Source organism: Aromatoleum petrolei, from assembly GCF_017894385.1.
Taxonomy (GTDB): domain Bacteria; phylum Pseudomonadota; class Gammaproteobacteria; order Burkholderiales; family Rhodocyclaceae; genus Aromatoleum; species Aromatoleum petrolei.
Map to the genome: position 1 here is coordinate 3,357,501 of NZ_CP059560.1, position 25,802 is coordinate 3,383,302.

A 25,802-nucleotide genomic window follows, 5' to 3' on the forward strand; every position below is an offset into this window, starting at 1 on the left:
GACGTGCAAGCCTGCGAAAAGCGGGGGGGAGCTGGCAATGGAGCTTTGATCCCCCGATGTCCGAATGGGGAAACCCACTCCTTTTGGAGTATCCCTGGCTGAATACATAGGCCAGAGGAGGCGAACGCGGCGAACTGAAACATCTAAGTAGCCGCAGGAACAGAAATCAACCGAGATTCCCCAAGTAGTGGCGAGCGAACGGGGAGCAGCCTGCACGACTAAACCATTTACTTAGCAGAACGGTCTGGAAAGTCCGACAACACAGGGTGATAGTCCCGTATGCGAAAAGTAGGTGGCGGGTCTGAGCGTGCGACAAGTAGGGCGGGACACGAGAAATCCTGTCTGAAGATGGGGGGACCATCCTCCAAGGCTAAATACTCGTGATCGACCGATAGTGAACCAGTACCGTGAGGGAAAGGCGAAAAGAACCCCGGGAGGGGAGTGAAATAGATCCTGAAACCGCATGCATACAAACAGTGGGAGCCTCCTTGTGGGGTGACTGCGTACCTTTTGTATAATGGGTCAGCGACTTACGTTCAGTAGCGAGCTTAACCGAATAGGGGAGGCGTAGGGAAACCGAGTCTGATAAGGGCGACATAGTTGCTGGGCGTAGACCCGAAACCGGATGATCTATCCATGGCCAGGATGAAGGTGCCGTAACAGGTACTGGAGGTCCGAACCCACTAATGTTGAAAAATTAGGGGATGAGCTGTGGATAGGGGTGAAAGGCTAAACAAATCCGGAAATAGCTGGTTCTCCCCGAAAACTATTTAGGTAGTGCGTCGTACGGACACTTGCGGGGGTAGAGCACTGTAATCGTTGGGGGGGTCACTGCGATCTACCCCGCGATAGCAAACTCCGAATACCGCAAAGTGATATACGGCAGACAGTCCTGGGGTGCTAACGTCCTGGGACAAGAGGGAAACAACCCAGACCGCCAGCTAAGGTCCCAAATACATGGCTAAGTGGGAAACGAAGTGGGAAGGCATAGACAGCTAGGAGGTTGGCTTAGAAGCAGCCACCCTTTAAAGAAAGCGTAATAGCTCACTAGTCGAGTCGTCCTGCGCGGAAGATGTAACGGGGCTCAAGCCATGAACCGAAGCTGCGGATCTCGAAAGAGATGGTAGGGGAGCGTTCCGTAAGCCTGCGAAGGTGTCTCGAGAGGGATGCTGGAGGTATCGGAAGTGCGAATGCTGACATGAGTAGCGATAAAGGGTGTGAAAAGCACCCTCGCCGAAAGCCCAAGGTTTCCTGCGCAACGTTCATCGACGCAGGGTGAGTCGGCCCCTAAGGCGAGGCAGAAATGCGTAGTCGATGGGAAACGGGTCAATATTCCCGTACCGGTTTTAGATGCGATGGGGGGACGGAGAAGGTTAGGTCAGCCGGGTGTTGGACGTCCCGGTTTAAGCGTGTAGGCGTGCCCCGTAGGCAAATCCGCGGGGCTGAGCCAAGGCGTGATGACGAGGTCTCTTCGAGACCGAAGTGATTGATACCATGCTTCCAGGAAAAGCCTCTAAGCTTCAGTCTAAAATCGACCGTACCGCAAACCGACACAGGTGGGCAGGAAGAAAATTCTAAGGCGCTTGAGAGAACTCAGGAGAAGGAACTCGGCAAATTGATACCGTAACTTCGGGAGAAGGTATGCCCCATTAGCTTGTAGGAGTACATCCGAAGGGCGAAGGGGCCGCAGAGAATCGGTGGCTGCGACTGTTTATTAAAAACACAGCACTCTGCAAACACGAAAGTGGACGTATAGGGTGTGACGCCTGCCCGGTGCCGGAAGGTTAAGTGATGGGGTGCAAGCTCTTGATCGAAGCCCCGGTAAACGGCGGCCGTAACTATAACGGTCCTAAGGTAGCGAAATTCCTTGTCGGGTAAGTTCCGACCTGCACGAATGGCGTAACGATGGCCACACTGTCTCCTCCTGAGACTCAGCGAAGTTGAAATGTTTGTGAAGATGCAATCTCCCCGCGGCTAGACGGAAAGACCCCATGAACCTTTACTGTAGCTTTGCATTGGACTTTGACGGGACTTGTGTAGGATAGGTGGGAGGCTTTGAAGCGGTGACGCCAGTTGCCGTGGAGCCAACCTTGAAATACCACCCTGGTGTCGTTGAGGTTCTAACCTGGGCCCGTGAATCCGGGTCGGGGACCGTGCATGGCAGGCAGTTTGACTGGGGCGGTCTCCTCCCAAAAGGTAACGGAGGAGTACGAAGGTCGCCTAGGTACGGTCGGACATCGTACTGATAGTGCAATGGCAAAAGGCGGCTTGACTGCGAGACCGACAAGTCGAGCAGGTGCGAAAGCAGGTCATAGTGATCCGGTGGTTCTGTATGGAAGGGCCATCGCTCAACGGATAAAAGGTACTCTGGGGATAACAGGCTGATTCCGCCCAAGAGTTCACATCGACGGCGGAGTTTGGCACCTCGATGTCGGCTCATCACATCCTGGGGCTGTAGCCGGTCCCAAGGGTATGGCTGTTCGCCATTTAAAGTGGTACGTGAGCTGGGTTTAAAACGTCGTGAGACAGTTTGGTCCCTATCTGCCGTGGGCGCTGGAAGTTTGAGAGGACCTGCTCCTAGTACGAGAGGACCGGAGTGGACGTACCCCTGGTGTACCGGTTGTGACGCCAGTCGCATCGCCGGGTAGCTAAGTACGGAAGAGATAACCGCTGAAAGCATCTAAGCGGGAAACTCGCCTCAAGATGAGACTTCCCCGGGGCCTCGAGCCCCCTGAAGGGTCGTTGAAGACCACAACGTTGATAGGTCGGGTGTGGAAGCGCAGTAATGCGTTAAGCTAACCGATACTAATTGCCCGTGAGGCTTGATCCTATAACCCTGGATCACAGCGAACTCAACACGCCATACAATCACACACCCCACACACTCCCTACTTCTCCCCTTTGTGACCCCTTACAGTCTGACGACCATAGCGTCCCGGAACCACTCCTTCCCATCCCGAACAGGACAGTGAAACAGGACCGCGCCGATGATAGTGCTCTCCTTGAGTGCGAAAGTAGGTCATCGTCAGACTAACTATTCCAAAAAAGCCGCTCAACCTCATCCGGTCGAGCGGCTTTTTTACGTCTACTTCGTTGCCAAGCGCTGGCGTGCGACCGTGACTTGAGCGGGCGCATCGTGCAGAATCGCCACTCTTCACCGGATTGGCTCTTCATGGATTTCGATCTGATCATCGTGGGTGGGGGGCTCGCCGGTGCAAGCCTTGCAGCCGCCCTGCAGGGAACCCGCTACCGCATCGCCCTTGTCGAGGCGCGCGCACCGGCGGTCGTCGAAGGCTGGGATCCGCGTGTCTATGCGATCAGTCCCTCATGTGCGGATTTCCTGCGCGAGATCGGGATCTGGCAGCATCTCGATTCGGCGCGGATTGCCCCCGTACATGCGATGACCATTCGAGGGGACGCGGGCGGGGAGCTCGAGTTTGCGTCTTACGACAGCGGCCTGTCGGAACTCGCCTGGATCGTCGAGTCCGGGCGCATGCAGCGCGAGTTGTGGGAGACGGTCAAGCGGCAGCACAACGTGACCATGCTGGTGGGCGGGCTGCCCGAAGCAATGGCGGTGGAGCGGGAAAGCGTGTCGCTCGCGCTGCCCGGCCGGAAGACGGTTTACGGCCGTCTGATGGTGGGGGCGGATGGGGTGAATTCGTGGGTGCGCGCGCAGGCGGGGATCGATGCGGAGATCACGCCCTACGGCGAGCGCGGCGTGGTCGCCAATTTCACTTGTGCGGAGGATCACCGCCACCGGGCCTTCCAGTGGTTCCGGGAGGATGGGATCCTCGCGCTGTTGCCCCTGCCGGGACGGATGGTGTCGATGGTCTGGTCGTGTGCCGATGAGCTTGCGGATTCCTTGCTGGCGCTCGACGGCGCGGCGCTGTGCCGGCGGGTCGCGGACGCCACCGGCGGTGCGCTTGGGGCGCTGGAGTTGGTGACCTCCGCGCAGGCGTTCCCGCTGCGCTTCATGCGCGTCGCATCGGTGGTGAAGGAGCGCGTCGCGCTCGTGGGCGACGCCGCGCATGCGATCCACCCGCTATCCGGCCACGGGATTAATCTGGGTTTCCAGGACGCGCGGGCGCTTGCCGAGCTGCTCAAGAAATTACCGTCCTGGCGCGACCCCGGCGAACTCGCCGTGCTACGCGGCTATGCCCGCACGCGCGCGGAGGAGCCGTTTCTCGTGCAATATGCGACGCACGGACTCAACCGCCTGTTCGGCTCGCGCAATCCGCTGCTCGCGGCGGTACGCAATGCCGGTTTGAACCTCACAGGCCGTTTGCCGGTCGTACGGAACGCGCTCGTGCGTTATGCGGTGAGCGGCCGATTCTGATTCCATGGAGATGCAGATGCTGAAGAAGGTAATTCGTCCTCTGATCGCGGCCCTCGGGCTGGTTCTGGCGACTCAGGGGGCGGCGCGCGCCGAGGAGGCGGAGGTGAAGAAGGCAGTGGAGGCCTTCGTTGGCGCGCCTGCGGTCGAGTCGGTCGCGAAGGTCCCGTATGGCGGGCTCTACGAGGTCGTCATGAAGAGCGGCGAGCTCGTCTATACGGACGATAAGGCGAGCTTCTTCCTCGACGGTCGCCTGATCGACACCAAGACGCGCAAGGATGTCACCGCGGCACGGATGGCACAGCTGTCGTCGATCGACTTTGCCGCGCTGCCGCTCGATCAGGCGATCAAGCAGGTGCGTGGCAACGGGTCGCGCGTGCTCGTGACCTTCGAGGATCCGAACTGCACCTATTGCAAGCGGCTCGGCAAGGAGCTCGCGCAAATGAAGGACGTGACGCTCTACACCTTCCTGTTTCCGATCCTGAGCCCCGACTCGACCGAGAAGTCGCGTAACATCTGGTGCGCGAAGGACCGCGCGAAGGCTTGGAACGACTGGATCCTCGATGCGAAGGCGCCGGTCGCCGCGAAATGCGACAGCGCCGTGGTCGATCGCAACGTGGCCTTGGGCCAGAAGCTGCGCATCAACGGCACGCCGACCATCTTCCTCGCCGACGGGCGCCGCCTGGGCGGCTATGTGCCGGCGGCGGAGCTCGAACAGCAGCTGGCGAGCGTCGCGAAGTAAACGACGAACCGACGGCGCCTGCAGGCGCCGTTTTTACATCCCGGCGGGGCCCGCTCCGAGCGGGCCCGTATCGTTCGGCAGCAGGACCCAGAGCTGGCCCTGCTGGCGCATGCGGCCGGCCTGCACCCCGGCGTCAGCGCCGAGCCCCCAGAAGAAGTCCGCCCTGACCGCGCCCTTGATGGCGCCGCCGGTATCCTGGGCAAGCATCAACCGGCGCAAGGGGCGGTCGCTGTTCGGCGCAGTGGTTGCGAGGAACACGGGAGCGCCGAGCGGGATGGTGCGCGGATCGACGGCCAGGCTGCGGCCGGCGGTGAGGGGGACGCCCAGCGCGCCGGTCGGGCCGCCGGGCGAGGGCGGCATCTCCCTGAAGAATACGTAGCTTGGATTGCTGTGCAGCATCTCGGAGAGGCGATGGGGGTTGCTGCGCGCCCAGTTCTTGATGCCGTCCATTGAGGCCTTCTCGAGCGGCAGCTCGCCCTGGTTCACGAGCCAGCGGCCGATCGACTGGTAGGGGTGGCCATTCTGGTCGGCATAGCCGATGCGGACCTGGCTGCCATCGGGCAGTTCGACGCGGCCGGAGCCCTGAACCTGCAAGAAGAAGAGGTCGATCGGGTCGGCGGCCCACAGCAGGGTGGGGGCGGGGGCCCGCTCCTGCATGCCGTCGAGCTCGGCGCGCGACCAGTAGGGGACGACCTTGTTGCCGACCAGTCGTCCGCGCAGGCGCAGGCTGCGCAGGTCGGGATAGAGGTCTCCGAAGTCGACCGTGAGCATGTCTGCCGGCACTCCATGGACCGGCCAGCGGTAGCGCTCGGAACGTGCGCGGCTACCCTTGATGATGGGTTCGTAGTAGCCGGTGATCAGGCCTTCGTTGGTGCCGTCGGGGTTGCGGACGGCCCACGGGGTGAGGCGCGTTTCGAGGAACTGGCGGACGGTGGCCGCGCTCGGCGCGTCGCCGAGGCGTTGCGCGTCGCCGCACAAGCTCTGCCAGCGTGCTTGCTTCACGAGCGCCTTGCATGACTGGCGCAGGGCCGGCCAGGCCTGTGCGACGTCGTCGCTGCGCCAGTCGGGGAGTTCGGTCCAGCTTGTGCGCTGCAGGGCTTCGACCGCAGGCGTGGGAGCTGGGGCCTGCCCCGCGGTCGGGGCGGCGGGGGCGGGGGGCAAGGAGGGGGCGCAACTCGGGCACGACGGACAGGGTTTGGCCGCGGCGCACGGGGCGGTGGCGGTCGCGGGGGCAGGCGGCTGGCTGGCGCAGGCGGCGAGAAAGGCGAAGGGCAGCAGACACAGCAGGCGCTGTGCGGGAGATGTCGGGGCGCGCCGGTTCATGGGGTGGATCGGGTAGACTCGTGAAGAAAAGGGTGGTCAGTATACCGGCTTGCCCGGACAGGCCCGAATCGCCATTCCCGCAGGAGCGTGCATATGTGGGTGATCTTTCTGGAGGCGGGCGTTGCGCTCGCGCTGCTGCTGGTGATCGTGTGGGCCACGTGGCCGAAGCGGCGCGAGGGCGAGACGAACGAAGGACGAACGAATCGAGATGAATGAACTAGCGCAGTTGGTGGTGCGTGCCGAGCAGCTGATCGGACGCCTGGAGCAGTTGTTGCCGCGGCCGGTCGAGGCCCCCGATTGGGCCGCTGCGCCGGCCTTTCTGTGGCGCAGACGCAATGGCCATGCAAGCCTGGTGCCGGTGACGCGGCCGCACGGGATCCGCCTCAAGGATCTGCGCGACATCGACGACCAGAAGGAGCGCATAGATCTCAATACGCGCCAGTTCCTCGCTGGCAGGCGCGCGAACAACGTGCTGCTGACCGGTGCGCGCGGCACGGGGAAGTCCTCGCTCGTGAAGGCGCTGCTGAATGCCTATGCGGGCAAGGGCTTGCGTCTGATCGAGGTGGATCGTGACGACCTGATGGATTTGCCCGAGATCATCGAGCTGGTCCAGGGGCGCCCGGAGCGCTTCATCCTGTTCTGCGATGATCTGTCCTTCGAGGACGCGGAGCCCGCCTACAAGGCGCTGAAGAGCGTGCTCGACGGCTCGGTGGCGGCGGTGCCCGACAACGTGCTGATCTACGCGACGTCGAACCGGCGCCACCTGATGCCGGAGTACCACGACGAGAACCTGCAGACGCGGCATGTGGATGGCGAGATCCATCCGGGCGAAGCGGTCGAGGAGAAAATCTCGCTGTCGGAGCGCTTCGGCCTGTGGATCTCGTTCTACCCCTTCAGTCAGGACGAGTATCTGGCAATCGTCGCCTACTGGCTGAAGAGTTTCGGGCTGGAGCGCAAGGCGATCGACGCGGCGCGGCAGGAGGCCTTGCAGTGGGCGCTGATGCGCGGCTCGCGATCCGGGCGTGTCGCGTGGCAGTTCGCGCGCGACTGGGCGGGGCGCTGCGAGACGGGCGGTTCGCGATGATGAAGCGCGTGGAAGTGGCGGCGGGCGTGATCTTCCGCCGGGACGGGCGTTTCCTGCTCGGGCAACGGGCACCGGATACTTTCTACGCGGGCTACTGGGAGTTTCCCGGCGGCAAGGTCGAGCCGGGCGAGTCGCCGGCCGACGCATTGATCCGCGAGCTCGACGAGGAGCTGGGGATTCGCGTGCAGGGCGTGCGGCCGTGGATCACGCGGGAGCATCGTTACGAGCATGCGCATGTGCGGCTGCATTTCTTCGAGGTCGCCGAATGGGAGGGCGAGCTGCACGATCACGTGCATAGCGCTCTTTCGTGGGAGCGGGTAGAGGCGCCGGAGGTCGGGCCGATGCTGCCGGCGAACGGCCCGATATTGAAGGCCTTGCGTCTGCCGCGCTGGATGGGGATCACGCACGCGGCCGAGATCGGCGTCCAGCGCCAGTTGGCGCAACTGGACGCAGCGCTGGCGGGGGGGCTGCGGCTCGTGCAGGTGCGTGAGCCGGGAATGCCGATGCCGGAATTGCGTGCCTTCGCCGGCGAGGTGGTGAAGCGTGCGCACGCCTGCGGCGCGTCGGTGGTCGTGAACGGCAGTGTGGAGCTGGCAGCCGAGGTGGGGGCGGATGGCGTGCATCTGCCGGCGGCGCAGCTCGGTGCCCTAGCGCGGCGGCCGGAGCTGGAATGGGTGGGGGCGTCGTGCCATACCCGCGCGGAACTCGAGCGTGCGGCCGAGCTTGGCCTGGACTATGCGGTGCTGGGTGCGGTGCAGCCGACGGCGACGCATCCGGGGCAGCCGGTGCTGGGTTGGGAGCGCTTCGCGGAGCTGGTCCGCGGGCTGCCGATGCCGGTGCTGGCGCTCGGCGGGCTGCGGCAGAACGACGTGGAGTGTGCGCGGACCGCCGGCGCGCACGGCATCGCGGCGATCCGCGCGAGCTGGGATCAGTCCTGAGCGGGACGGTCGGAGGCGTTTTGCTCGCCCGGGTCGCCCTCGGCGGCGGCGGGGACGCGGTAGTCCTCGGATGCCCAGGCGCCGAGGTCGATCTGCTTGCAGCGTTCCGAGCAGAAAGGCCGGAAACGGTTCTCGGGCACCCAGCGCACTGGGGCGCCGCATTGCGGGCATTTGACGATACGGACCTGTGCCATGTTGCGGGCGGCCTCAGAGGCTGCAGAAGGTGAGTTCGAAGTTCACGTCGCGCTCGGCGAGCCGCGGGCGGATCACCGTCTCCGAGAGCATGAAGCGGACGTTGAGTGCGTACTTGTTGGCACTGATCTCGGGCACGACCGCGTCGGTCGGTGCCAGGCGCAGGCGCAGCATTTGGGCGCTGCGGCCGGCCATCATGAGCTGGTAGGTGCCGCCGCGGGCGAGCTGCACCTCGGGACGCCCACTGGCGCGCAGCAGGCGCAGTACGATCGCGAGACCATCGCGGATAGGCAGCATCGGATGCACCCAGTTGGACAGGTCGTGTCGGCGCTGGTCGGCGTCGCGCTGCAGCCAGTAGTGGTAGGAGGGGAGATCGAACTGGCAGACGCCGCCGGGAATCGACGCGCGGCTGCGGATCGCCATCAGCCACTCGTTTTCGCGCAGGTACTGGCCGATCTTGCCAGCCATCGCGAGCAGTGACGAGGAGGCCTGCTCGATCTCGTAGAGGGCGCCGGACAGGGCTTCCTCGGAGATCTCCGGATTGTTGCGGAAGGAGATCAGGATCTGGCGCTGGCGTTCGAGTTCCTGCACGAGGTCGACCTTGAGGTCGGCACGGCCGGCGACTTCGAGAATTTCGAACAGGGTGAGCAGCGTGACGTGGTGATCCTGGGGGGCATCGCCGCGCGAAAAATGGGCGAGCTTGTTGTACAGGTCTTCCAGGCGCAGGAGGGTGCGGATACGCTCGTTAAGAGGATATTCGTAGTTGATCACCGCATTTGCGCCTGAGAAAACCGGATTTCCCGTTAGTGCCGGGATGATAGCACAGGGGATATGCCGCGGCCCGTCCGTCTGTGCGGCGGAATCACCTGAAAAGCCTTTGTCCGCGGGCGTTTTCAGGCGACTGCGCGGGCGGCGGCAAGGTAATTTTCATGCAGGCGGTCGACCTGGGCGATGAGGGTGGCGAGGTCGCCTCCATTGTCGATGACGTCGTCGGCAACGGCGAGGCGTTGTTCACGACTGGCCTGGGTCGCCATGATGGCGCGCACCTGCTCTTCGGGCAGTCGGCTGCGCGTCATGACGCGTGCGATCTGGACCTCGACGGGGCAGTCGACGACGCACAGGCGGTCGCAGCGTTCGCGATACTTGCCGGATTCGACCAGCAGCGGCACGACCAGCACGACATACGGGCTGCGGGCCGCGCCTACCTGATGCGCGCTCTCAGCGCCGATCGCGGGGTGAAGGATCGCTTCGAGCCGCCGGCGTTCGTCGGGATCGGCGAAGGCGCGGTCGCGCATGGCCTTGCGGTCGAGGGCGCCCTCGGGCGTGATTACGGCGTCGCCGAAGGCCGCACGGATGGCGGGGATCGCCTGCCCGCCGGCGCCGGTGAGGGCGTGGGCAATGGCATCGGTATCGACGATCGCGGCGCCGAGTTCGGCAAAACGGTCGGCCGCCGCGCTCTTGCCGCTGCCGATGCCGCCGGTGAGACCGATGACGTAGGGGGTCTTGCTCATGGTGTGCATTCGCTGATGGTTGCGCCCGACCGGCGCACGGCCGGCGAACTTGTGAGGGCCTTTACGGCGCTTGCCGGGCCGCGCACCTCGATGCGGTGAACGGCGGTGGTGCGCGAGGCGATGCTCGCGCCGCGCACCCGCTTCGCCTGCAGGTTGGCAAGGTGCTGCTGGGCCTTGGCCTCGGTCTTGAAAAGCCCGAGCGAGATCGCGTACTGGTTGGGGCCGGGGTCGTTGACGATGAAAAGGTCCGATACCCCTTGTCCGCGCAGTTCCGCTACGCGCCGTTCGGCGGCATCGCGTCCGCCGTTGGGCGGGATGCGCACCCACCAGGCGGTAGGGGTGCTGCTGCTCTTGCGTTCGCCGCGCAGACCCGGCTTGTCCGCGATGGCAGTCTGCATGAGCGCGTCGGCTTCGCTCTCGGCCAGCGCGCCGATGACGGTGCAGGCCTGCGGCGCCGCCGGGGCCGCGGCTGCAGCTATGGCCGGCGTGGTCGGTGCCGGCGGCGTTTCAGCGTCCCGGTCGTCACCGGATTCGGCCGTGGCCGGGGTGGGCGCCGCCGCATCGTGCTGCGAGGCGTTGCCGCCGGGGCGCAGCACGATGCGTTCGGGGTTGAGCTGGTTGCTCAGGCGCTCGGGTTCCCCCTCGGGGGCCGGCGTGCCCAACCACCCCCGGATCGACGCCAGGGCGAGCAGGTTGAGCAGCACGAGGATGACGAACACGATGCGCATGGGCGAACTTTACCGGATACGCGGTCGATTCACGTGCGGACGTCAGCCGAACTTCGGCAGATGGGCGAGCGACGCAGCGACTGCCTCGGCCGGATAGTCGTAGTTCTCGAGCTGCCCGGAGAAGAAGCGGTCGTAGGAGCTCATGTCGAAGTGTCCGTGGCCGGTCAGGTTGAAAAGGATCACCTTCGGTTCGCCGGTGGCCTTGCATGCGAGCGCCTCGTCGATGGCGGCGCGGATCGCGTGGCAGGATTCGGGCGCCGGGATGATCCCTTCGCTGCGTGCGAACAGGACGCCGGCTTCGAAAGTGGCGAGCTGCGGCACGGCGACGGCTTCGAGCAGGCCTTCGTGATAGAGCTGCGATACGAGCGGCGAGTCGCCGTGGTAGCGCAGGCCGCCGGCGTGGATGCCGGGGGGCATGAAGTCGTGGCCCAGCGTGTACATCTTCATCAGCGGCGTGAAGCCCGAGGCGTCGCCGAAGTCGTAGGCATACTGGCCCTTGGTGAGCGTCGGGCACGAGGTCGGCTCGACGGCCACGCAGCGCAGCTTCTCGGCGCGCTTGTCGCCGGAGGCCTTGTCGGCGAGGAAGGGGAAGGCGATGCCGCCGAAGCTCGAGCCGCCGCCGCAGGGACCGAGGACGACGTCAGGGTAGAGGCCGATCTTGTCGAACTGCTTCTTCGCCTCGAGGCCGATGATGGTCTGGTGCAGCAGCACGTGGTTGAGCACCGAGCCGAGGGTGTAGTTGGTGTCGGCGCGGCCGGCGGCTTCCTCGACGGCTTCGGAGATGGCGAGGCCGAGCGAGCCGGGGTTGTCTGCATCCTTGGCGAGCGCGTCGCGGCCGGTCTGCGTCATGTCGGACGGGCTCGCGAAAACCTCGGCGCCCCAGGTCTGCATCATGAGGCGGCGGTAGGGCTTCTGGTGGTAGCTGACCTTGACCATGTAGACGCGCACGTCGAGCCCGAACATCTGGCCGGCGAAGGAGATCGACGAGCCCCACTGGCCCGCGCCAGTCTCGGTGGCGAGGCGCTTGATACCGGCCTGCTTGTTGTAGAAGGCCTGCGGGACGGCAGAGTTGGGCTTGTGGGAGCCGGCCGGGGAGACGCCCTCGTTCTTGAAGAAGATCTTCGCCGGGGTGCCGAGCGCGCGCTCGAGGCGCACGGCGCGCATCAGCGGGCTGGGGCGCCAGATCTTGTAGATCTCGCGCACCTCGTCGGGGATCGCGATCCAGCGCTCGGCGCTCATCTCCTGCTCAAGGATCTGGCCGGGGAAGATCGCCATCATCTGCTCGGGACTCACCGGCTTGCCGTCGGGCCCGAGCGAGGGGCTGGGCGGATTGGGCATGTCGGCGACGACGTTGTACCAGTGCGTCGGGATCTCGTTCTCGTCGAGCAGGATGCGGGTCGGTTCGGTCATGTGGTCTTCTCCCTCGTTGTCGTTCGGTGGTGGCGCGACGTGCGGCGCTATGGCGCGTCGGGCTGCGTGGCGGCGACCGCGAGGCCCTTGAGGACCAGGTTGTCGACGCGGCGGCAGGGTATGTCGAGCAGTTCGGCAAGCGCGTCGGCGCCCCCGCCGCTCAGCAGGCACAGGGCCTGCGGCTCCCCGGCGATGTGGCGGAACATGCGTTCGATGGCGCCCGCCTGCGCATTCAGGCAGCCGGAGACGATGGCATCGGCGGTGTTGCGCGGTGCGGCGGCGAAGCGTCCTTCGGCGAAGGGGAGCTGGGCGGTGTCGCGGGCGAGCGAGCGGCGCATCAGGTGTTCGCCGGGCAGGATCAATCCGCCGCGGAACAGGCCGTCGGCATCGAGCAGATCGACCGTCGTCGCGGTGCCGGCGTTGATGACCAGGCAGGCGCCGGGATGCAGCGCACGCGCGCCGATCAGCGCGGCCCAGCGGTCGGTGCCGAGTTGGGCGGGATTGTCGTAGGCGTTGCGCACGCCGCAGCAAGCGGCGGACGAGCGCAGCCATTCGGGCGCCGGCGCGCGGCCGTGCAGCGCCCGCGCGATGGCATCGGCGACGCCGCCGCCGGCGACGTTGGAGCCGAAGACGCGCGCAATGTCCGGCCGGGCCGCCGCGACGGAGGCGAGATCGCCGACATGCGCGTGTTCGAGCGCGCCCTCGTCGTGCCATGCCCCGTCACCGAACAGACCCCATTTGACGCGGGTGTTGCCCGCGTCGATGAGCAGGATCACTGCGCGGCCCTCAGCGAGACTTCGCCGGTGAGGATGCGGACCTGGCCCTCGGCGGTGCGCAGCAGCAGCGCGCCGTCGTCGTCGACGCCAACGCAGATGCCGGTGATCTCCTTGCCGTCGCCGGTGACGCGCACGGGCAGGTCGGCGAAGGCGTTGCGCTGCTGCCATGCGCCGCGTAGCGCGGGGAAGCCGGCGGCGCCGTAGGTGTCGAAGAGTGCGTACAGTTCGGCGAGGATGGCCGCGAGCAGCCGGTTGCGCTCCGGCAGCGTCGCGAGGTGTTCGCCCAGGTCAGTGACGGCGGGCTGGTCGGGGATCTGCGCTCCGGCCGGCAGGTGGAGGTTGATGCCGATGCCGACGACCGCCGCCGGGGTGCGTCCGCGGCCGGGCAGCAGTTCGACGAGGATGCCTGCGAGCTTGTGGCCGTTCACGAGCACGTCGTTGGGCCACTTGAGTTGCAGGCCCTGCACGCCGAGCGTCTCGAGGGCGCGGACGACGGCGAGGCCCGCGACGAGCGAGAGTCCGGCCGGCACCGGGGCGCCGGGGGCGAAGCGCCACAGCGTCGAGAAGGTCAGGCTGCCGCCGGGCCACGATTGCCATTGGCGCCCGCGCCGGCCGCGGCCTGCGGTCTGGCGTTCGGCGACGACGACGTGGATGCGTCCATCGTCGGCCGGGGTCGCGTCCATGAGCACGCTGTTGGTCGAGGCGCACTCGTCGAGCACCTGGATGTCGAAGGTGCCGGCGAGCGGGCCGAGTTGCTGGAGGATGGCTGCGGCGTTCAGCCGCGCGTCGGAGGCGGAGGCACTCAAGCGGGTCTTCCCGTGCAATACGTGAAAACCTGCATTATCCGTCATTGCATGCGCATGCACGAGTGCGGTGCGCTGCATTCCGTGGCAATCGCGGCCGAACTCCCGAGGCAGTTCGCCGCAGGCGGACGGATGGTCTGCGGGAGCGGCTTCAGCCGCGAATCAGTGCCCGTTCGTGGTTGAAGCCGCTCCCGCCGCGCGTCCGGTCACGTGGCTCTAGGCGGGCGGCGCCGCCGCCGGGCGTTCGTCGTCCATGCCGAGTTCCTGGATCTTGCGCGTGATGGTGTTGCGGCCGATGCCGAGGAGTTGCGCGGCTTCGATGCGGCGGCCGCCGGTGGCACCGAGTGCGCGGCGGATCAGCGTGCGTTCGAAGTCGCGCGTGAGGCGGTCGAACACTTCGCCCGGCGAGGTCGCGATCAGGCGGTCGGCTTCCAGCGCGAGCCCGTCCGCCCAGCTGATCGGCGCCTCGCGGTCGGGTTGCGCCTTCATGTCGGGCGGCAGGTCGGCAATCTCGACGACCTGGCCGGGCGCCATCACGGTGAGCCAGTGGCACAGGTTCTCCAGCTGTCTCACGTTGCCGGGGAAGGGCAGGGCCTGCAGGTACTTGATGGCCGCGTCGGACACGCGCTTGGGCGCGACGCCGAGATCCTGCGCGCTCTTCTGCAGGAAGTGCCGGACGAGCAGCGGGATGTCCTCGCGGCGCTCGCGCATCGGCGGCAGGCGCAGGCGGATGACGTTGAGGCGGTGGAACAGGTCTTCGCGGAACAGCCCCTGCCGGACGCGGTCTTCGAGGTTCTGGTGGGTCGCGGCGATGACGCGGACGTTGGCGCGGATGGGTTGCTGGCCGCCCACGCGGTAGAAGTGGTTGTCGGAGAGCACGCGCAGCAGGCGCGTCTGCAGCTCGGCGGGCATGTCGCCGATTTCGTCGAGGAAGAGGGTGCCGCCGTCGGCCTGCTCGAAGCGTCCGCGCCGCTGGGCGGCCGCGCCGGTGAAGGCGCCGCGCTCGTGGCCGAAGAGCTCGGATTCCAGCAGGTCGCGCGGAATCGCCGCGGTGTTGATCGCGATGAAGGGGGCGTCCGCGCGCGGGCTGTGGCGGTGCAGCGCGCGCGCCACGAGTTCCTTGCCGGAGCCCGATTCGCCGTTGATCAGCACGGTCGCATGGGATTGGGCGAGGCGACCGATGGCGCGGAACACTTCCTGCATCGCCGGCGCCTGGCCGAGGATCTCGGGGGCGAGCGCAGTGCTCTCCGATGCACCTTTCTGGTGCGCACTTTGCGCGATCGCGCGCTGAACCAGTGCAACGGCCTGATCGACGTCGAAGGGCTTGGGCAGGTATTCGAAGGCGCCCCCCTGGAAGGCCGACACGGCACTCTCCAGGTCCGAGTATGCGGTCATGATGATGACCGGCAACTGCGGGTGCAGCGTCTTCACGCGCTTGAGCAGGCCGAGGCCGGACTCGCCCGGCATGCGGATGTCCGAAATCAGTACCTTGGGCGGGACCGGCGCGATTTCCAGCGCGGACAGCGCCTCGTTTGCAGACGAGAAACTGCGGTGCGGGATGTCCTCGCGGCCGAGTGCCTTTTCCAGCACCCAGCGGATGGAGCGGTCATCATCAACGATCCAGACGGTGTTCATTATTTAATGCACCTTTTTTGTGCGATCGTGCCGCATCCTGGGGCGTCAGGCACGGTCGATGATCGGCAACAGGATGGTGAAGCAGGTGCGGCCCTTGCGGCTTTCGACTTCGATCATGCCCTGATGTTGCTCGACGAAGCTCTGTGCCAGCGACAGACCGAGACCGCTCCCCCCTTCGCGCCCCGAGACCAGCGGATAGAAGATCTTGTCGCGGATCTCCTCCGGGATGCCGGGGCCGTTGTCGATCACTTGCAATTCCAGTGCCAGCTTGTAGCGGCGCTTCGCGAGGGTCACCTGGCGTGCGACGCGCGTGCGCAGGCGGATCTCGCCGCGGCCTTCCATCGCCTGGGCGGCATTGCGGGCGATGTTGAGGATGGCCTGGATGAGCTGTTCGCGGTCCGCGGTGAGTTCGGGCAGGCTGGTGTCGTAGTCGCGGCGGATCGCGATCTCGGGGAATTCGGCGAGGATTAGACGCCGCACGCGCTCGAGCACGTCGTGGATGTTGAGCTGGTCGGGCCGCATCATGCAGTGCGAGGTCAGCAGCCGGCTCATCAGGTCCTGCAGGCGGTCGGCCTCGGCGATGATGACCTCGGTGTATTCGCGCAGCTGCGGGTCGGCAAGCTCGCGCTCCAGCAACTGCGCTGAGCCGCGGATCCCGCCGAGCGGGTTCTTGATTTCGTGCGCGAGGTTGCGGATCAGCTCGCGGTTGGCCTGCTGCTGCTGCAGCAGCTGTTCCTCGCGCGCGACGCGCAGTTGCGCATCGATGGGGCGGAACTCCAGGAGCAGGCGCAGGCCGGCCGCCTCGGCCGGGCTCACTGTGCAGTCGACGTGCAGCGGTTCGGCGTCGGGGCGGGTGATCTTCAGGTCTTGCCCGGTATAGCTCCAGTTCTTGTGCAGCGCGTTGTCTAGCGCGGCGGCCAGGCCGGTGGGTTCGCCGAGGAGCTGCGACAGCGGCGCGCCGATGAGGCGGCGGTGGCTGACGGCGAAGAGGTTTTCCGCGCCGGCGTTGAGGTAGCGGATCAGCAGGTGGTCGTCGACGACGACTACGGCCGACGAGAGCAGGTCGAGTCCGGCGAAGGGGCCTGCGAGACCAGGGGGTTTGGGTGTGTTCGGCATTGATGTGTTCTCGGAATCCCCTCGGGTCTCGCAAAAAACACGCCAGGCAGCCGCTGCCCCTTACTTCAGGTTGCCGAGTTCCTTCCTGAGCGCCTCGATGTTGCGCTGGTGCAGTTCGACCGTGTCGCGCAGCGGTTGCAGGCGGGCCTGGACGACGGGCAACCTGCGCTCGGCGCCCTGGTAACGCCCTTCCTGCTCGGTGACGGCTTTTTGGGCTTCGGCAAGGGCGGCTTCCTCGGTGGCGAGCTCCTTTTCCAGCACCTGGCGCCGGGTGTCGTCGCGGGCACGCTGGGCATCGGGGGCGACGCGGGGGAAGTTCGACGGCGTCGGCTGCGCGGACGAGCGCTTGGGTGGGGCGGGAACCGAAGAGACGGCCTGGTCGTCGCTGAGCTGCTTGCAGCCGCGACCCTGGTTGCGGTCGTTAGTGTAGGTGACGGCGCCGTTGGCGTCGACGCACTTGAAGACCTGAGCCTGGGCCAGGGGTGATGCGAGCAGAAGGAGCAGTACCGGAAGTGTTCGCATGTCCGTCGGTCGGTGAATCGGGGATGCATCCGGTGTGGCGGCGAGGCCTCCCGTGATGCATTCGTGGGGCATTAGACCCCAGAAAAAAGGGACGGGCAATGCCCGTCCCTCTTCGATTCAGCGTAATCCGGGGATTACAGGCTGTAGTACATGTCGAACTCCACCGGGTGGGTGGTGATGCGCATGCGGTCGACCTCTTCCATCTTCAGTGCGATGTAGGCGTCAAGGAAGTCGTTCGAGAACACGCCGCCGCGGGTCAGGAACTCGCGATCCTTGTCGAGGTACTCGAGCGCCTGTTCGAGGCTGGTGCAGACGGTCGGGATCAGTGCGTCCTCTTCCGGCGGCAGGTCGTACAGGTTCTTGTCGGCCGGGTCGCCCGGGTGGATCTTGTTCTGGATGCCGTCCAGGCCCGCCATCATCAGGGCGGCGAAGCACAGGTACGGGTTGGCCAGGGGATCCGGGAAGCGCGCTTCGATGCGGCGACCCTTCGGGTTTGCGGTGTAGGGGATGCGGATCGAGGCCGAACGGTTGCGCGCCGAGTAGGCCAGCTTGGTCGGGGCTTCGTAGTGCGGCACGAGGCGCTTGTACGAGTTCGTGCCCGGGTTGGTGATCGCGTTCAGCGCGCGAGCGTGCTTGATGATGCCGCCGATGTAGTACAGGGCGGTTTCCGACAGGCCGGCGTAGCCGTTGCCCGCGAACAGGTTCTGGCCGTCCTTCCAGATCGACTGGTGCACGTGCATGCCCGAGCCGTTGTCGCCGACGATGGGCTTCGGCATGAAGGTCGCGGTCTTGCCGTACTGGTGCGCGACGTTATGCACGATGTACTTGAGGATCTGGGTCCAGTCGGCGCGCTGGGTCAGCGTGCTGAACTTGGTGCCGATCTCGCACTGGCCGGCATTCGCGACTTCGTGGTGATGCACTTCGACGGGCACGCCGGCGGCTTCGAGCGCGAGCACCATGGCGGCGCGCACGTCGTTCAGGCTGTCGACCGGGGGAACGGGGAAGTAGCCGCCCTTGACGCGCGGACGGTGGCCGGTGTTGCCGCCCTCGAACTTGTCGGCGGTCGACCACGCGGCTTCTTCCGAGATGATCTTGCTGTACACGCCCGACATGTCGACGGACCACTCGACGGCGTCGAAGATGAAGAATTCGGGTTCCGGACCGAAGAAGGCGGTGTCGCCCAGGCCGGTGCTCTTGAGGTAGGCCTCGGCGCGCTTGGCGATCGAGCGCGGGTCGCGGTCATAGCCCTTGCCGTCGGACGGCTCGATGACGTCGCAGGTCAGGACGAGGGTGGTTTCGTCGAAGAACGGGTCGATGTAGGCAGTGCGGGCTTCCGGCAGGAGGATCATGTCGGAGGCCTGGATGCCCTTCCAGCCGGCGAGCGAGGAGCCGTCGAAGGGGTGACCGTGCTCGAAGTGATCTTCCTCGAACGCCGAAACGGGCAGGCCGACGTGGTGTTCCTTGCCACGGGTATCGGTAAAGCGCAGGTCAACGAAGCGGACTTCGTTTTCCTGGATCATCTTCATGACGTCTTGAGCGTTCATATTCACTCCTGGTGAAAAGAGGCGAAAGCGGTTGTTGGTGGCGGAAAACTTCCGATGGGGTGAATGTAAGCAGTATCCGTGCCATGCGTAAGTTCGGCCTTGTCGCGCATTGTGCCATAAGGGCAGGCGCGCGTACCGCAGACGCGCGTGTGCGAAGTCGGCGCGGCGGTGAACGCGCCGGAGCCGGAGATGCTGAAGCGTGCGCGAAGTCCCGCCCGGCTGGGGGAATGTTGACGTAATGCACCGAAATGGTGCGCGCGATGCGAGGCATGCACTGCTATGGTGCAATTCTGCCCAGAATGGTGATGGCCCGGTAGTGCGGACGCTCCTCGAGCAGCTTGTCGATGCGCAGGCGCAGCTCGTCGCGGGGGATCCCGTCGAGGTCGGTTACGCCGAGGACCACTTCGGCCTCGATGCGATCGCCAAGATAGTGGATCAGCACGCGCGGAGGGGTCGCGAGCGGGCGGTCGAAAAGCGCTTCGAGCGTATGCACGATTTCGGTGCGTTCGGGCAGCGGCGCGAGGCCGGCGCCTTGCATCGTCGCATCGTTCTCGGCATCCACGTGCACCAGGACCTCCCGCACTTCGGGATGTGCGGTGCGTACGCGGAAGTACACCGTGTCGGAGATCTGGTGCCCTTCGGACACGGTGATGCGTGGGTCGACCTGAATGTGGGCGTCGCACAGCACGCGGTCGGCCATGCGGCGGGTGCGCAGGTCGTGCAGGCCGATGACCCCCGGGGTTGTACGGATGGTGTCGCGGATGCGTGCCACGTCCTGTTCGGACAGGCCGGTGTCGATGAGTTCGCGCACGGCCTTCCATCCGAGTCTCAATCCCATGTGCAGGATCAGGAAGCCGACGACCGCGGCCGCAAGCGGTTCCAGGAAGGGATAGCCGGCCAGGCCGCCGCCGATACCTGCGGCGACGACCAGCGAGGATGCAGCGTCCGAGCGCGCGTGCCAGGCGTTGGCCTCCAGCACGGGAGCCTTGAGTTGCCGGCTCGCGGTGAGGGTGTAGCGGAACAGGAGCTCCTTCGCGACGAGGGTCGCGAGCGCCATGCCGAGTGCCGCCGGGTGCAGCGGCAGGGCCGCGTCCATGTGCTGCAGGCGCAGGCCGGAACTCCACAGGAAGCCCATGCCCACGCCGGCGAGCACGAGCCCGAGGAGCAGCGAGACGGCCGTCTCGATGCGCCCGTGGCCGTAGGGGTGGTCGCGGTCGGCCGGTTCGGCGCCGCGTCGTCCGGCCATCAGCACGAGGAGGTCGGTGAACAGGTCGGACAGCGTGTGCGCGGAGTCGGCGACGAGACTGAAGGCGTTGGCAAACAGTCCGACCGCGATCTGGCCGATGGACAGCGCAGTATTCGTGGCGATCGCGACGAGTGCCACGCGCTGGATGCCTCGGCTGCGCGCCTCGTCGGGCGCGCTTAGGCGCGACTTGCCTGATGTCGGGTGGTCCATGGCGCCAGCGGTATGGGTATACTCGGGTTCTGATCGAGCAATTCTATCCGGATGGATGCAATGGGAAAGTTGACCGACCTGCTCCGCCTCGCCCAGCAGCGTGCGCAGGAGATGAAGCTCCCGTACGCGGGCGCGCTCACCCCGGCCGAGGCCTGCGAGGTGTGGCGGCTTGCGCCCGGCGCGAAGCTGGTCGACGTGCGCACTCGAGCCGAATGGGACTGGGTCGGGCGCGTGCCCGGTGCGGTCGAGATCGAGTGGATGAGCTATCCGGGCAACGTGCCCAATTCGCACTTCCTCGCGCAGTTCAAGCGCGAGGTCGATCCCGAGGCGCTGGTGATGTTCATGTGCCGTTCGGGGGCGCGCTCCGACAAGGCGGCGCGCGCCGCAACCGAGGCCGGTTACCAGAGCTGCTACAACGTGCTCGAAGGCTTCGAGGGCGACCGCGATGCGAACGGGCAGCGCAACCGCATCGGCGGATGGCGTCACGCCGGGTTGCCCTGGAATCAGGGCTGAGCAGGCTTACACTGCAATTTGACACGCCGGCGCGCTGCCGGTTTGATTGACGATTCTTGCGACCGAAATACCGAAGACGATGCAGACCGCGACCATCAGTTTCGACCGTTTCAATGCCTTGCGCGACGACGAGGCCCAAGAGCGCATCCGTGCCGCGCGCGCGCGTCTGGGCGAGCGGGCCGTGCTACTGTGCCATCACTACCAGCGTGCCGACGTGTATCAGCATGCCGATCTCACCGGCGACTCGCTGAAGCTGTCGCGGCTCGCGTCGCAGACGGACGCGGAGTTCATCGTCTTCTGCGGCGTGCATTTCATGGCCGAGGTCGCCGACATCATGTCGCAGCCGCACCAGAGGGCCATCCTGCCGGATCTCGCGGCCGGCTGCTCGATGGCCGATATGGCGAACCTCGCGAAGGTGGAGCGTTGCTGGCGCGAGTTGCGCGATGTGCTCGGCACGCCCGATGCACTCATCACGCCGGTGACCTACATCAACTCGGCCGCGGATCTGAAGGCCTTCTGCGGCGAGCACGGCGGCATCGTGTGCACCTCGACGAACGCGCCGGTGATCCTTGACTGGGCCTTCGCGCAGCGCGAGAAGGTGCTGTTCTTCCCCGACCAGCACCTGGGGCGCTGGACGGGTTACAAGAAGGGCATTCCGCTCGAGCAGATGGTGGTGTGGGACCCGGACCTCGAATATGGCGGCCTCACGCCGGAGCAGATCCGCAACGCCAAGATCCTGCTGTGGAAGGGGCACTGTTCGGTGCACCAGATGTTCCAGGAGAGCCACATCCGCCGCTGGCGCATGCAGCATCCGGAGGGGCTGGTGATCTCGCACCCGGAAAGCAGCCTCGAGGTGTGCGTGAATTCGGATTACGTCGGTTCGACCGAGTACATCATCAACGTGATCAAGAATGCCGCGCCGAACACGCGCTGGCTGGTCGGCACGGAGCTGAACCTGGTCAATCGCCTGGCCGAGGAAGTGAAGCCGGAAGGCAAGATCGTGCAGTTCATGGCGCCGACCGTGTGCATGTGCTCGACGATGCAGCGCATCGATCCGCAGCACCTTGCGTGGACGCTGGAAAATCTGGCCGACGGCAAGATCGTCAATCACATCCAGGTACCGCCGCACGAGGCCGAACTCGCAAGGGTGGCGCTGGACCGGATGCTGGCAGTGTCCTGAGTGCCGGTGCGGAGCCGGATCATGCACCTGCGCATCTGCACCTACAACATCCACAAGGGGTTCTCGCAGTTCAATCGCCGCATGGTGATCCACGAGCTGCGGGAACGCCTGCGCAGCCTCGACGTCGATCTCGTCTTCTTGCAGGAAGTGCAGGGTCTGCATTTGGGCCACGCGAGCCGCCATCCGAACTGGCCCGAGCACCCACAGCACGAGTTCCTCGCCGAGGACGTGTGGCACCAGACTGCGTATGGCGGCAATGCGGTGTATGACCACGGGCATCACGGCAACGCGATCCTGAGCCGTTTTCCCATCGTCTCGACCAGCAACCAGGACGTCTCGGACCACCGCTTCGAGCGCCGCGGGCTGCTGCACTGCGAAGTGCAGGTGCCGGGGGTCGAATCGCCCGTGCATTGCATATGTGCGCACCTGGGGCTTTTCGCGGGTAGCCGGCGCAGGCAGATGGAGGCGCTGGCCGATCGCATGGAGCGCCTTGCCGCGGACGACGCGCCATTGATCATCGCGGGCGACTTCAATGACTGGCGCAACCGGGCCCAGCACCTCCTGGTCGAGCGCCTGAATGTGCGCGATGCGTTCGAGACTGGGCGAGGCCGTCCGCCGCGCAGCTTCCCGAGCAAGTTGCCCGTGTTCCGGCTCGATCGGATCTACGTGCGGGGCTTCGAGGTGAAGCAGGCGGCGGTGCACGCCGGTCCGCTCTGGTCGAGGATTTCCGATCACGCCGCACTGACCGCGGAATTGGAGCTCGCCGGGTGAGCGCCTTCGTCGGCGGCAATGCGATCACCTTGCTGGAGAATGGTGCCGATTATTTTCCGGCCTTGCTGCAGGAGATCGACGCTGCCGAGGGGGAAATCTTCCTCGAGACGTACATCTTCGAGAACGATGGGGCCGGTGCCTGCGTCGCGGCCGCGCTGGCGCGTGCGGCCGCGCGCGGTGTCGCGGTGCACGTGCTGGTCGATGGCTTCGGCGGCCGCAGCTTCGTGCGCTCGCTGATGCCGGGCTTGGTCGCGAGCGGCGTCAGCGTGCAGATCTACCGGCGTGAGCTGCGCGTCTTCGCAATGCGTCGTCACCGCCTGCGCCGCCTGCATCGCAAGCTCGCCGTCATCGATGGGCGCGTGGCCTTTGTCGGGGGCATTAATATCGTCGATGACCTGACACCCGACGGTCCGCCGCACCCGCGCTATGACTACGGTGTGCGCGTCGAGGGGCCGCTGATCGCGCCTATCCTGCACTCGGTGCATCACGTGTGGCGGCTGGTGGCATGGGCCGGACTGCGGCGGCGCCGTCCGCAGCCGCTGGTCGCGCAGCCGCGCACCGAGCCGGCCGGGAGCGTGCGCGCCGGCTTCCTGATTCGGGACAACCTGCGCCACCGTCGCGACATCGAGGATGCCTATCTCGACGCGATCGGCGCGGCGCGCCGCGAGGTGGTCATCGCGTGTGCGTATTTCTTCCCCGGGCGGCGCTTCCGCCAAGCACTTGTCGATGCCGCGGAACGCGGTGTGGAGGTGGTCCTGCTGCTGCAGGGGGTGTCGGATCACCCGATGCTCCTATACGCGACGCGCGCGCTGTACCCGTTCTTCCTTGCCCGCGGCATCCGCCTGTTCGAGTACCGGCAGAGCGTCCTGCATGCAAAGGTGGCCGCGATCGACGGCCGATGGGCGACCGTGGGGTCGAGCAACATCGATCCGTTCAGCTTGCTGCTCGCACGCGAAGCGAACGTGGTGATCGACGATGCCGGGTTTGCGGCGAGTCTGTGTGCGAGCCTCGAGCGCGCGCGCGCGAATGGCGCGCATGAACTGCGCAGCGGCGACTGGGGGCGCCTGTCGCGGCTGCGTCGGGGCGCGAGTTGGGCGGCGTACCAACTCGTGCGCCTGGCGATCGGCGTGGCCGGCTACGGCAGCCGGCACGACTGATTCCGCGCCGGGCTGAACTCGCCCGCGGCGTGAAAGTCCAAAGGCGTGTTCGGCGACGCGCACCGCGCGCAGGCGCCGCCCATTACCTGGAGGTGTGCCATGGAACAGCCGCTCCACACGATGAGCCATCTGTTTGCCCAACTCGGGCTGGCTTCCGACGAAGTCGCAATCGAGCGTTTCATTGCCGCGCACGCGCCCCTGCCGTGCGGCGTGGAGCTTGCCCGCGCTCCGTTCTGGTCGCCGCAGCAGGCGGCCTTCCTCAGCGAGGAACTGAAGGAGGATGCGGACTGGGCCGAGATCGTCGACCAGCTCAACGTCCGCCTGCGTTCATGAAAACCGCAGCCGCGCGTTGCGGACCGGCGCGCCGTGGGGAGTGACGTCATGGATGAGCGCCTCATCGCCGTCGTCAGCGGGGCCAGTCGCGGGCTCGGGCGGGCCGCGGCGCACCGCCTCGCGACGATGGATGGTTATCAGGTGGTCGCCACGGCGCGCAACCCGGATGACCTCGAAATCCTGCGCTCCAAGCTTGCCCTCAGCGGCCACGTCGTCGAACCACGTCAACTCGACATCACCGACGGCGCCTCGGTGGACGCGCTGCGCGACTGGATCGCCACGCGCTTCGGACGTCTCGATGTGCTCATCAACAACGCCGGAATCCTGATCGACCGCCATTCGACCAGCATCCTCGAGCTGCCGCTCGAACAGCTGCGCGACACGCTGGAGACGAACCTGATCGGGACGTTGCGTCTCACGCAGGCGCTGCTGCCGCTGATGCGCGCGAGCCGCGCGGGGCGGATTGTCAATGTTGCATCGAGCATGGGGCAGCTGGCGGAGATGGATGCTGGCACGCCCGCCTACCGTATGTCGAAGACGGCCCTCAACGCGCTGACGCGCATCCTCGCGGCGGAACTCGCAGGCACATCCATCAAGGTCAACTCGGTGTGCCCGGGTTGGTGCCGCACGGACCTCGGCGGGCCGGAGGCGCCGCGCCTGCCCGAGGAAGGCGCGGAAGTCGTGGTGTGGGCGGCGACGCTGCCGGAGGACGGGCCGAGCGGCGGCTTCTTCCGCGATTGCCTGCCGATTCCGTGGTAGGCCGGCTTCAGGACAGCGTGGCGGCCAGACCGGCCGGGGCCTGCGCCTGAGTCTGTCGCGGTACGCGGTCGAGCTTCCAGTTCGCGATCGCCCAGGCCCACTGCGTGGCCAAGGGGCCGTGCGCGAGCTCGGCGGGCGGCATGTGGCCGAGGAAGGCGAGCGCCGCCGCAAGCGCCGTACCGGGCGGCAGGGCGTCGATCGGCGCCGCGAGCGTCTGCTTGGAGAGCTTTTCGCCCGCCGCGTTTACGACCACGGGCAGGTGCGCGTAACCCGGCGTCGGCACGCCCAGCAGATGCTGGAGGTGGATCTGGCGGCCGGTTGAGCCGAGAAGGTCGGCGCCGCGCACGACGTCGGTGACACCGGCGGCCGCATCATCGACCACCACCGCGAGCTGGTAGGCGAACTGCCCGTCGCCGCGCAGCACGACGAAGTCGCCCACGTCCCGGGCGAGATCCTCCTCCTGGCGGCCCTGCACGCGGTCGTCGAACGCCACCGTGCCTTGCGCGCGCACGCGCCACGCATGGGCGCTGCGCCCGGGCGGCAGGCCGGTGCGGCAGGTGCCGGGATAAATGCGCGAGCCGTCGCGCGCAAGCGCAGAGTCGGCCATCTCGCGGCGCGTGCAGGCGCAGGGGAAGACGTGGCCCGCGACCCTGAGCTGTTCGAACGCCGTGCGGTAGGCGTCCAGCCGCCGGCTCTGCCACACGATCTCTCCGTCCCATTCGAAGCCGAAGCGTGCCAGCGTTGCGATGATGGCGTCGGCGGCGCCGGGCACCGTGCGCGGAGCATCGACGTCCTCGATTCGCAGCAGCCAGCGGCCTGCGCGGCTGCGCGCCTCCAGGAAGCTGCCGATCGCGGCGACGAGCGAGCCGAAATGCAGCGGTCCGGTCGGGGAGGGCGCGAAGCGGCCGATGTACGGTGGTGGAGCGGGAGGCATGGGGCGGTGGACGGCGCGGTCGCGGTGCGGTCGCAGGGGCGC

Annotated in this window: 25 protein-coding genes and 2 rRNA genes (1 of these 27 only partly in view); 13 read left to right on the top strand and 14 right to left on the bottom strand. The window is 66.3% G+C overall.

Annotated elements, in window-relative coordinates; all coding sequences use genetic code 11:
* From ToN1_RS15315 to ToN1_RS15330, 4 genes are all read left to right on the top strand, one after another.
* A 23S ribosomal RNA gene (locus ToN1_RS15315) occupies positions 1 to 2,830 on the top strand; it begins 54 nt to the left of the window's first position.
* Positions 2,831 to 2,917: 87 nt separating this feature from the next.
* Positions 2,918 to 3,031: ribosomal RNA gene (gene rrf, locus ToN1_RS15320) — 5S ribosomal RNA — on the top strand.
* A 141-nt stretch (positions 3,032 to 3,172) separates the two neighbouring features.
* Positions 3,173 to 4,336, top strand: a complete 1,164-nt coding sequence (locus ToN1_RS15325) for a UbiH/UbiF family hydroxylase (RefSeq protein WP_169208922.1) — start codon at positions 3,173 to 3,175, stop codon at positions 4,334 to 4,336.
* 16 nt (positions 4,337 to 4,352) lie between these two features.
* Positions 4,353 to 5,075, top strand: coding sequence for a DsbC family protein (locus ToN1_RS15330; RefSeq protein ID WP_210147830.1), 723 nt, complete (start codon positions 4,353 to 4,355; stop codon positions 5,073 to 5,075).
* A 33-nt stretch (positions 5,076 to 5,108) separates the two neighbouring features.
* On the opposite strand, the gene mltA is transcribed toward ToN1_RS15330, so the two are convergent.
* Positions 5,109 to 6,398, bottom strand: a complete 1,290-nt coding sequence (gene mltA / locus ToN1_RS15335) for a murein transglycosylase A (RefSeq protein WP_244860797.1) — start codon at positions 6,396 to 6,398, stop codon at positions 5,109 to 5,111.
* A gap of 93 nt (positions 6,399 to 6,491) precedes the next feature.
* Here mltA and ToN1_RS24930 point away from each other — a divergent pair, with 93 nt between their 5' ends.
* The 3 genes from ToN1_RS24930 to ToN1_RS15345 are packed head-to-tail and all read left to right on the top strand — an operon-like array spanning position 6,492 to position 8,420.
* Positions 6,492 to 6,614, top strand: coding sequence for a hypothetical protein (locus ToN1_RS24930; RefSeq protein ID WP_280516645.1), 123 nt, complete (start codon positions 6,492 to 6,494; stop codon positions 6,612 to 6,614).
* A complete protein-coding gene (locus tag ToN1_RS15340; RefSeq protein ID WP_169206870.1) occupies positions 6,607 to 7,482 on the top strand; it encodes an ATP-binding protein in 876 nt (291 codons plus the stop codon). Before ToN1_RS24930 ends, ToN1_RS15340 begins: the two co-directional genes overlap by 8 nt.
* The gene (locus ToN1_RS15345) at positions 7,479 to 8,420 is read left to right on the top strand and encodes a Nudix family hydrolase (RefSeq protein WP_169206871.1); all 942 of its coding nucleotides are present in this window, start codon (positions 7,479 to 7,481) and stop codon (positions 8,418 to 8,420) included. The genes ToN1_RS15340 and ToN1_RS15345 overlap by 4 nt, the downstream gene beginning before the upstream one ends.
* Here ToN1_RS15345 and ToN1_RS15350 read toward each other — a convergent pair.
* The 12 genes from ToN1_RS15350 to ToN1_RS15405 all read right to left on the bottom strand — a co-directional run bounded on the left by ToN1_RS15350 (position 8,411) and on the right by ToN1_RS15405 (position 20,113).
* Entirely contained in the window at positions 8,411 to 8,614 is a 204-nt protein-coding gene (locus tag ToN1_RS15350) for a DNA gyrase inhibitor YacG (protein WP_169206872.1), read from the bottom strand. The two genes, ToN1_RS15345 and ToN1_RS15350, sit on opposite strands and share 10 nt — an antisense overlap.
* A gap of 13 nt (positions 8,615 to 8,627) precedes the next feature.
* Complete coding sequence (zapD, locus tag ToN1_RS15355; protein ID WP_169206873.1) at positions 8,628 to 9,383, bottom strand: cell division protein ZapD; 756 nt, start codon at positions 9,381 to 9,383, stop codon at positions 8,628 to 8,630.
* A gap of 122 nt (positions 9,384 to 9,505) precedes the next feature.
* Positions 9,506 to 10,123 (bottom strand): dephospho-CoA kinase, encoded by a 618-nt coding sequence (gene coaE, locus ToN1_RS15360; protein WP_210147831.1) that lies wholly within the window; start codon positions 10,121 to 10,123, stop codon positions 9,506 to 9,508.
* Positions 10,120 to 10,851 (bottom strand): SPOR domain-containing protein, encoded by a 732-nt coding sequence (locus ToN1_RS15365; protein WP_169206875.1) that lies wholly within the window; start codon positions 10,849 to 10,851, stop codon positions 10,120 to 10,122. The genes coaE and ToN1_RS15365 overlap by 4 nt, the downstream gene beginning before the upstream one ends.
* Before the next feature lie 42 nt (positions 10,852 to 10,893).
* Positions 10,894 to 12,261 (bottom strand): TrpB-like pyridoxal phosphate-dependent enzyme, encoded by a 1,368-nt coding sequence (locus ToN1_RS15370; RefSeq protein WP_169206876.1) that lies wholly within the window; start codon positions 12,259 to 12,261, stop codon positions 10,894 to 10,896.
* A gap of 47 nt (positions 12,262 to 12,308) precedes the next feature.
* On the bottom strand, positions 12,309 to 13,037 hold the full coding sequence (locus ToN1_RS15375) for a type III pantothenate kinase (RefSeq protein ID WP_169206878.1): 729 nt from the start codon (positions 13,035 to 13,037) through the stop codon (positions 12,309 to 12,311).
* On the bottom strand, positions 13,034 to 13,843 hold the full coding sequence (locus ToN1_RS15380) for a biotin--[acetyl-CoA-carboxylase] ligase (protein WP_244860798.1): 810 nt from the start codon (positions 13,841 to 13,843) through the stop codon (positions 13,034 to 13,036). The genes ToN1_RS15375 and ToN1_RS15380 overlap by 4 nt, the downstream gene beginning before the upstream one ends.
* Positions 13,844 to 14,056: 213 nt before the next feature.
* Positions 14,057 to 15,475, bottom strand: coding sequence for a nitrogen regulation protein NR(I) (gene ntrC / locus ToN1_RS15385; protein ID WP_169206881.1), 1,419 nt, complete (start codon positions 15,473 to 15,475; stop codon positions 14,057 to 14,059).
* 45 nt (positions 15,476 to 15,520) lie between these two features.
* Positions 15,521 to 16,591 (bottom strand): nitrogen regulation protein NR(II), encoded by a 1,071-nt coding sequence (glnL, locus tag ToN1_RS15390; RefSeq protein WP_169206882.1) that lies wholly within the window; start codon positions 16,589 to 16,591, stop codon positions 15,521 to 15,523.
* 60 nt (positions 16,592 to 16,651) lie between these two features.
* Positions 16,652 to 17,113, bottom strand: a complete 462-nt coding sequence (locus ToN1_RS15395; protein ID WP_169206883.1) for a DUF4124 domain-containing protein — start codon at positions 17,111 to 17,113, stop codon at positions 16,652 to 16,654.
* Positions 17,114 to 17,247: 134 nt separating this feature from the next.
* Positions 17,248 to 18,657 carry a type I glutamate--ammonia ligase gene (gene glnA / locus ToN1_RS15400; protein ID WP_169206884.1) on the bottom strand — a complete coding sequence of 470 codons (1,410 nt, stop codon included), beginning with the start codon at positions 18,655 to 18,657 and terminating at the stop codon, positions 17,248 to 17,250.
* Positions 18,658 to 18,934: 277 nt separating this feature from the next.
* The gene (locus tag ToN1_RS15405) at positions 18,935 to 20,113 is read right to left on the bottom strand and encodes a cation diffusion facilitator family transporter (RefSeq protein WP_169206885.1); all 1,179 of its coding nucleotides are present in this window, start codon (positions 20,111 to 20,113) and stop codon (positions 18,935 to 18,937) included.
* A gap of 60 nt (positions 20,114 to 20,173) precedes the next feature.
* Between ToN1_RS15405 and ToN1_RS15410 the strand changes: the two genes are divergently transcribed.
* The 6 genes from ToN1_RS15410 to ToN1_RS15435 all read left to right on the top strand — a co-directional run bounded on the left by ToN1_RS15410 (position 20,174) and on the right by ToN1_RS15435 (position 24,826).
* Entirely contained in the window at positions 20,174 to 20,626 is a 453-nt protein-coding gene (locus ToN1_RS15410; protein WP_169206886.1) for a rhodanese-like domain-containing protein, read from the top strand.
* 79 nt (positions 20,627 to 20,705) lie between these two features.
* Positions 20,706 to 21,806 carry a quinolinate synthase NadA gene (gene nadA, locus ToN1_RS15415; protein WP_169206887.1) on the top strand — a complete coding sequence of 367 codons (1,101 nt, stop codon included), beginning with the start codon at positions 20,706 to 20,708 and terminating at the stop codon, positions 21,804 to 21,806.
* A gap of 21 nt (positions 21,807 to 21,827) precedes the next feature.
* Positions 21,828 to 22,577, top strand: coding sequence for an endonuclease/exonuclease/phosphatase family protein (locus tag ToN1_RS15420; protein WP_169206888.1), 750 nt, complete (start codon positions 21,828 to 21,830; stop codon positions 22,575 to 22,577).
* A complete protein-coding gene (gene clsB, locus ToN1_RS15425; protein ID WP_169206889.1) occupies positions 22,574 to 23,734 on the top strand; it encodes a cardiolipin synthase ClsB in 1,161 nt (386 codons plus the stop codon). The genes ToN1_RS15420 and clsB overlap by 4 nt, the downstream gene beginning before the upstream one ends.
* A 99-nt stretch (positions 23,735 to 23,833) precedes the next feature.
* Entirely contained in the window at positions 23,834 to 24,067 is a 234-nt protein-coding gene (locus ToN1_RS15430; RefSeq protein ID WP_169206890.1) for a DUF2789 domain-containing protein, read from the top strand.
* A 48-nt stretch (positions 24,068 to 24,115) separates the two neighbouring features.
* Positions 24,116 to 24,826: an SDR family oxidoreductase gene (locus ToN1_RS15435; protein WP_169206891.1), complete on the top strand. Its 711-nt coding sequence runs from the start codon at positions 24,116 to 24,118 to the stop codon at positions 24,824 to 24,826.
* A gap of 7 nt (positions 24,827 to 24,833) precedes the next feature.
* On the opposite strand, the gene gluQRS is transcribed toward ToN1_RS15435, so the two are convergent.
* Positions 24,834 to 25,760 carry a tRNA glutamyl-Q(34) synthetase GluQRS gene (gene gluQRS, locus ToN1_RS15440; RefSeq protein WP_169206892.1) on the bottom strand — a complete coding sequence of 309 codons (927 nt, stop codon included), beginning with the start codon at positions 25,758 to 25,760 and terminating at the stop codon, positions 24,834 to 24,836.
* Between the last annotated feature and the right edge of the window lie 42 nt (positions 25,761 to 25,802).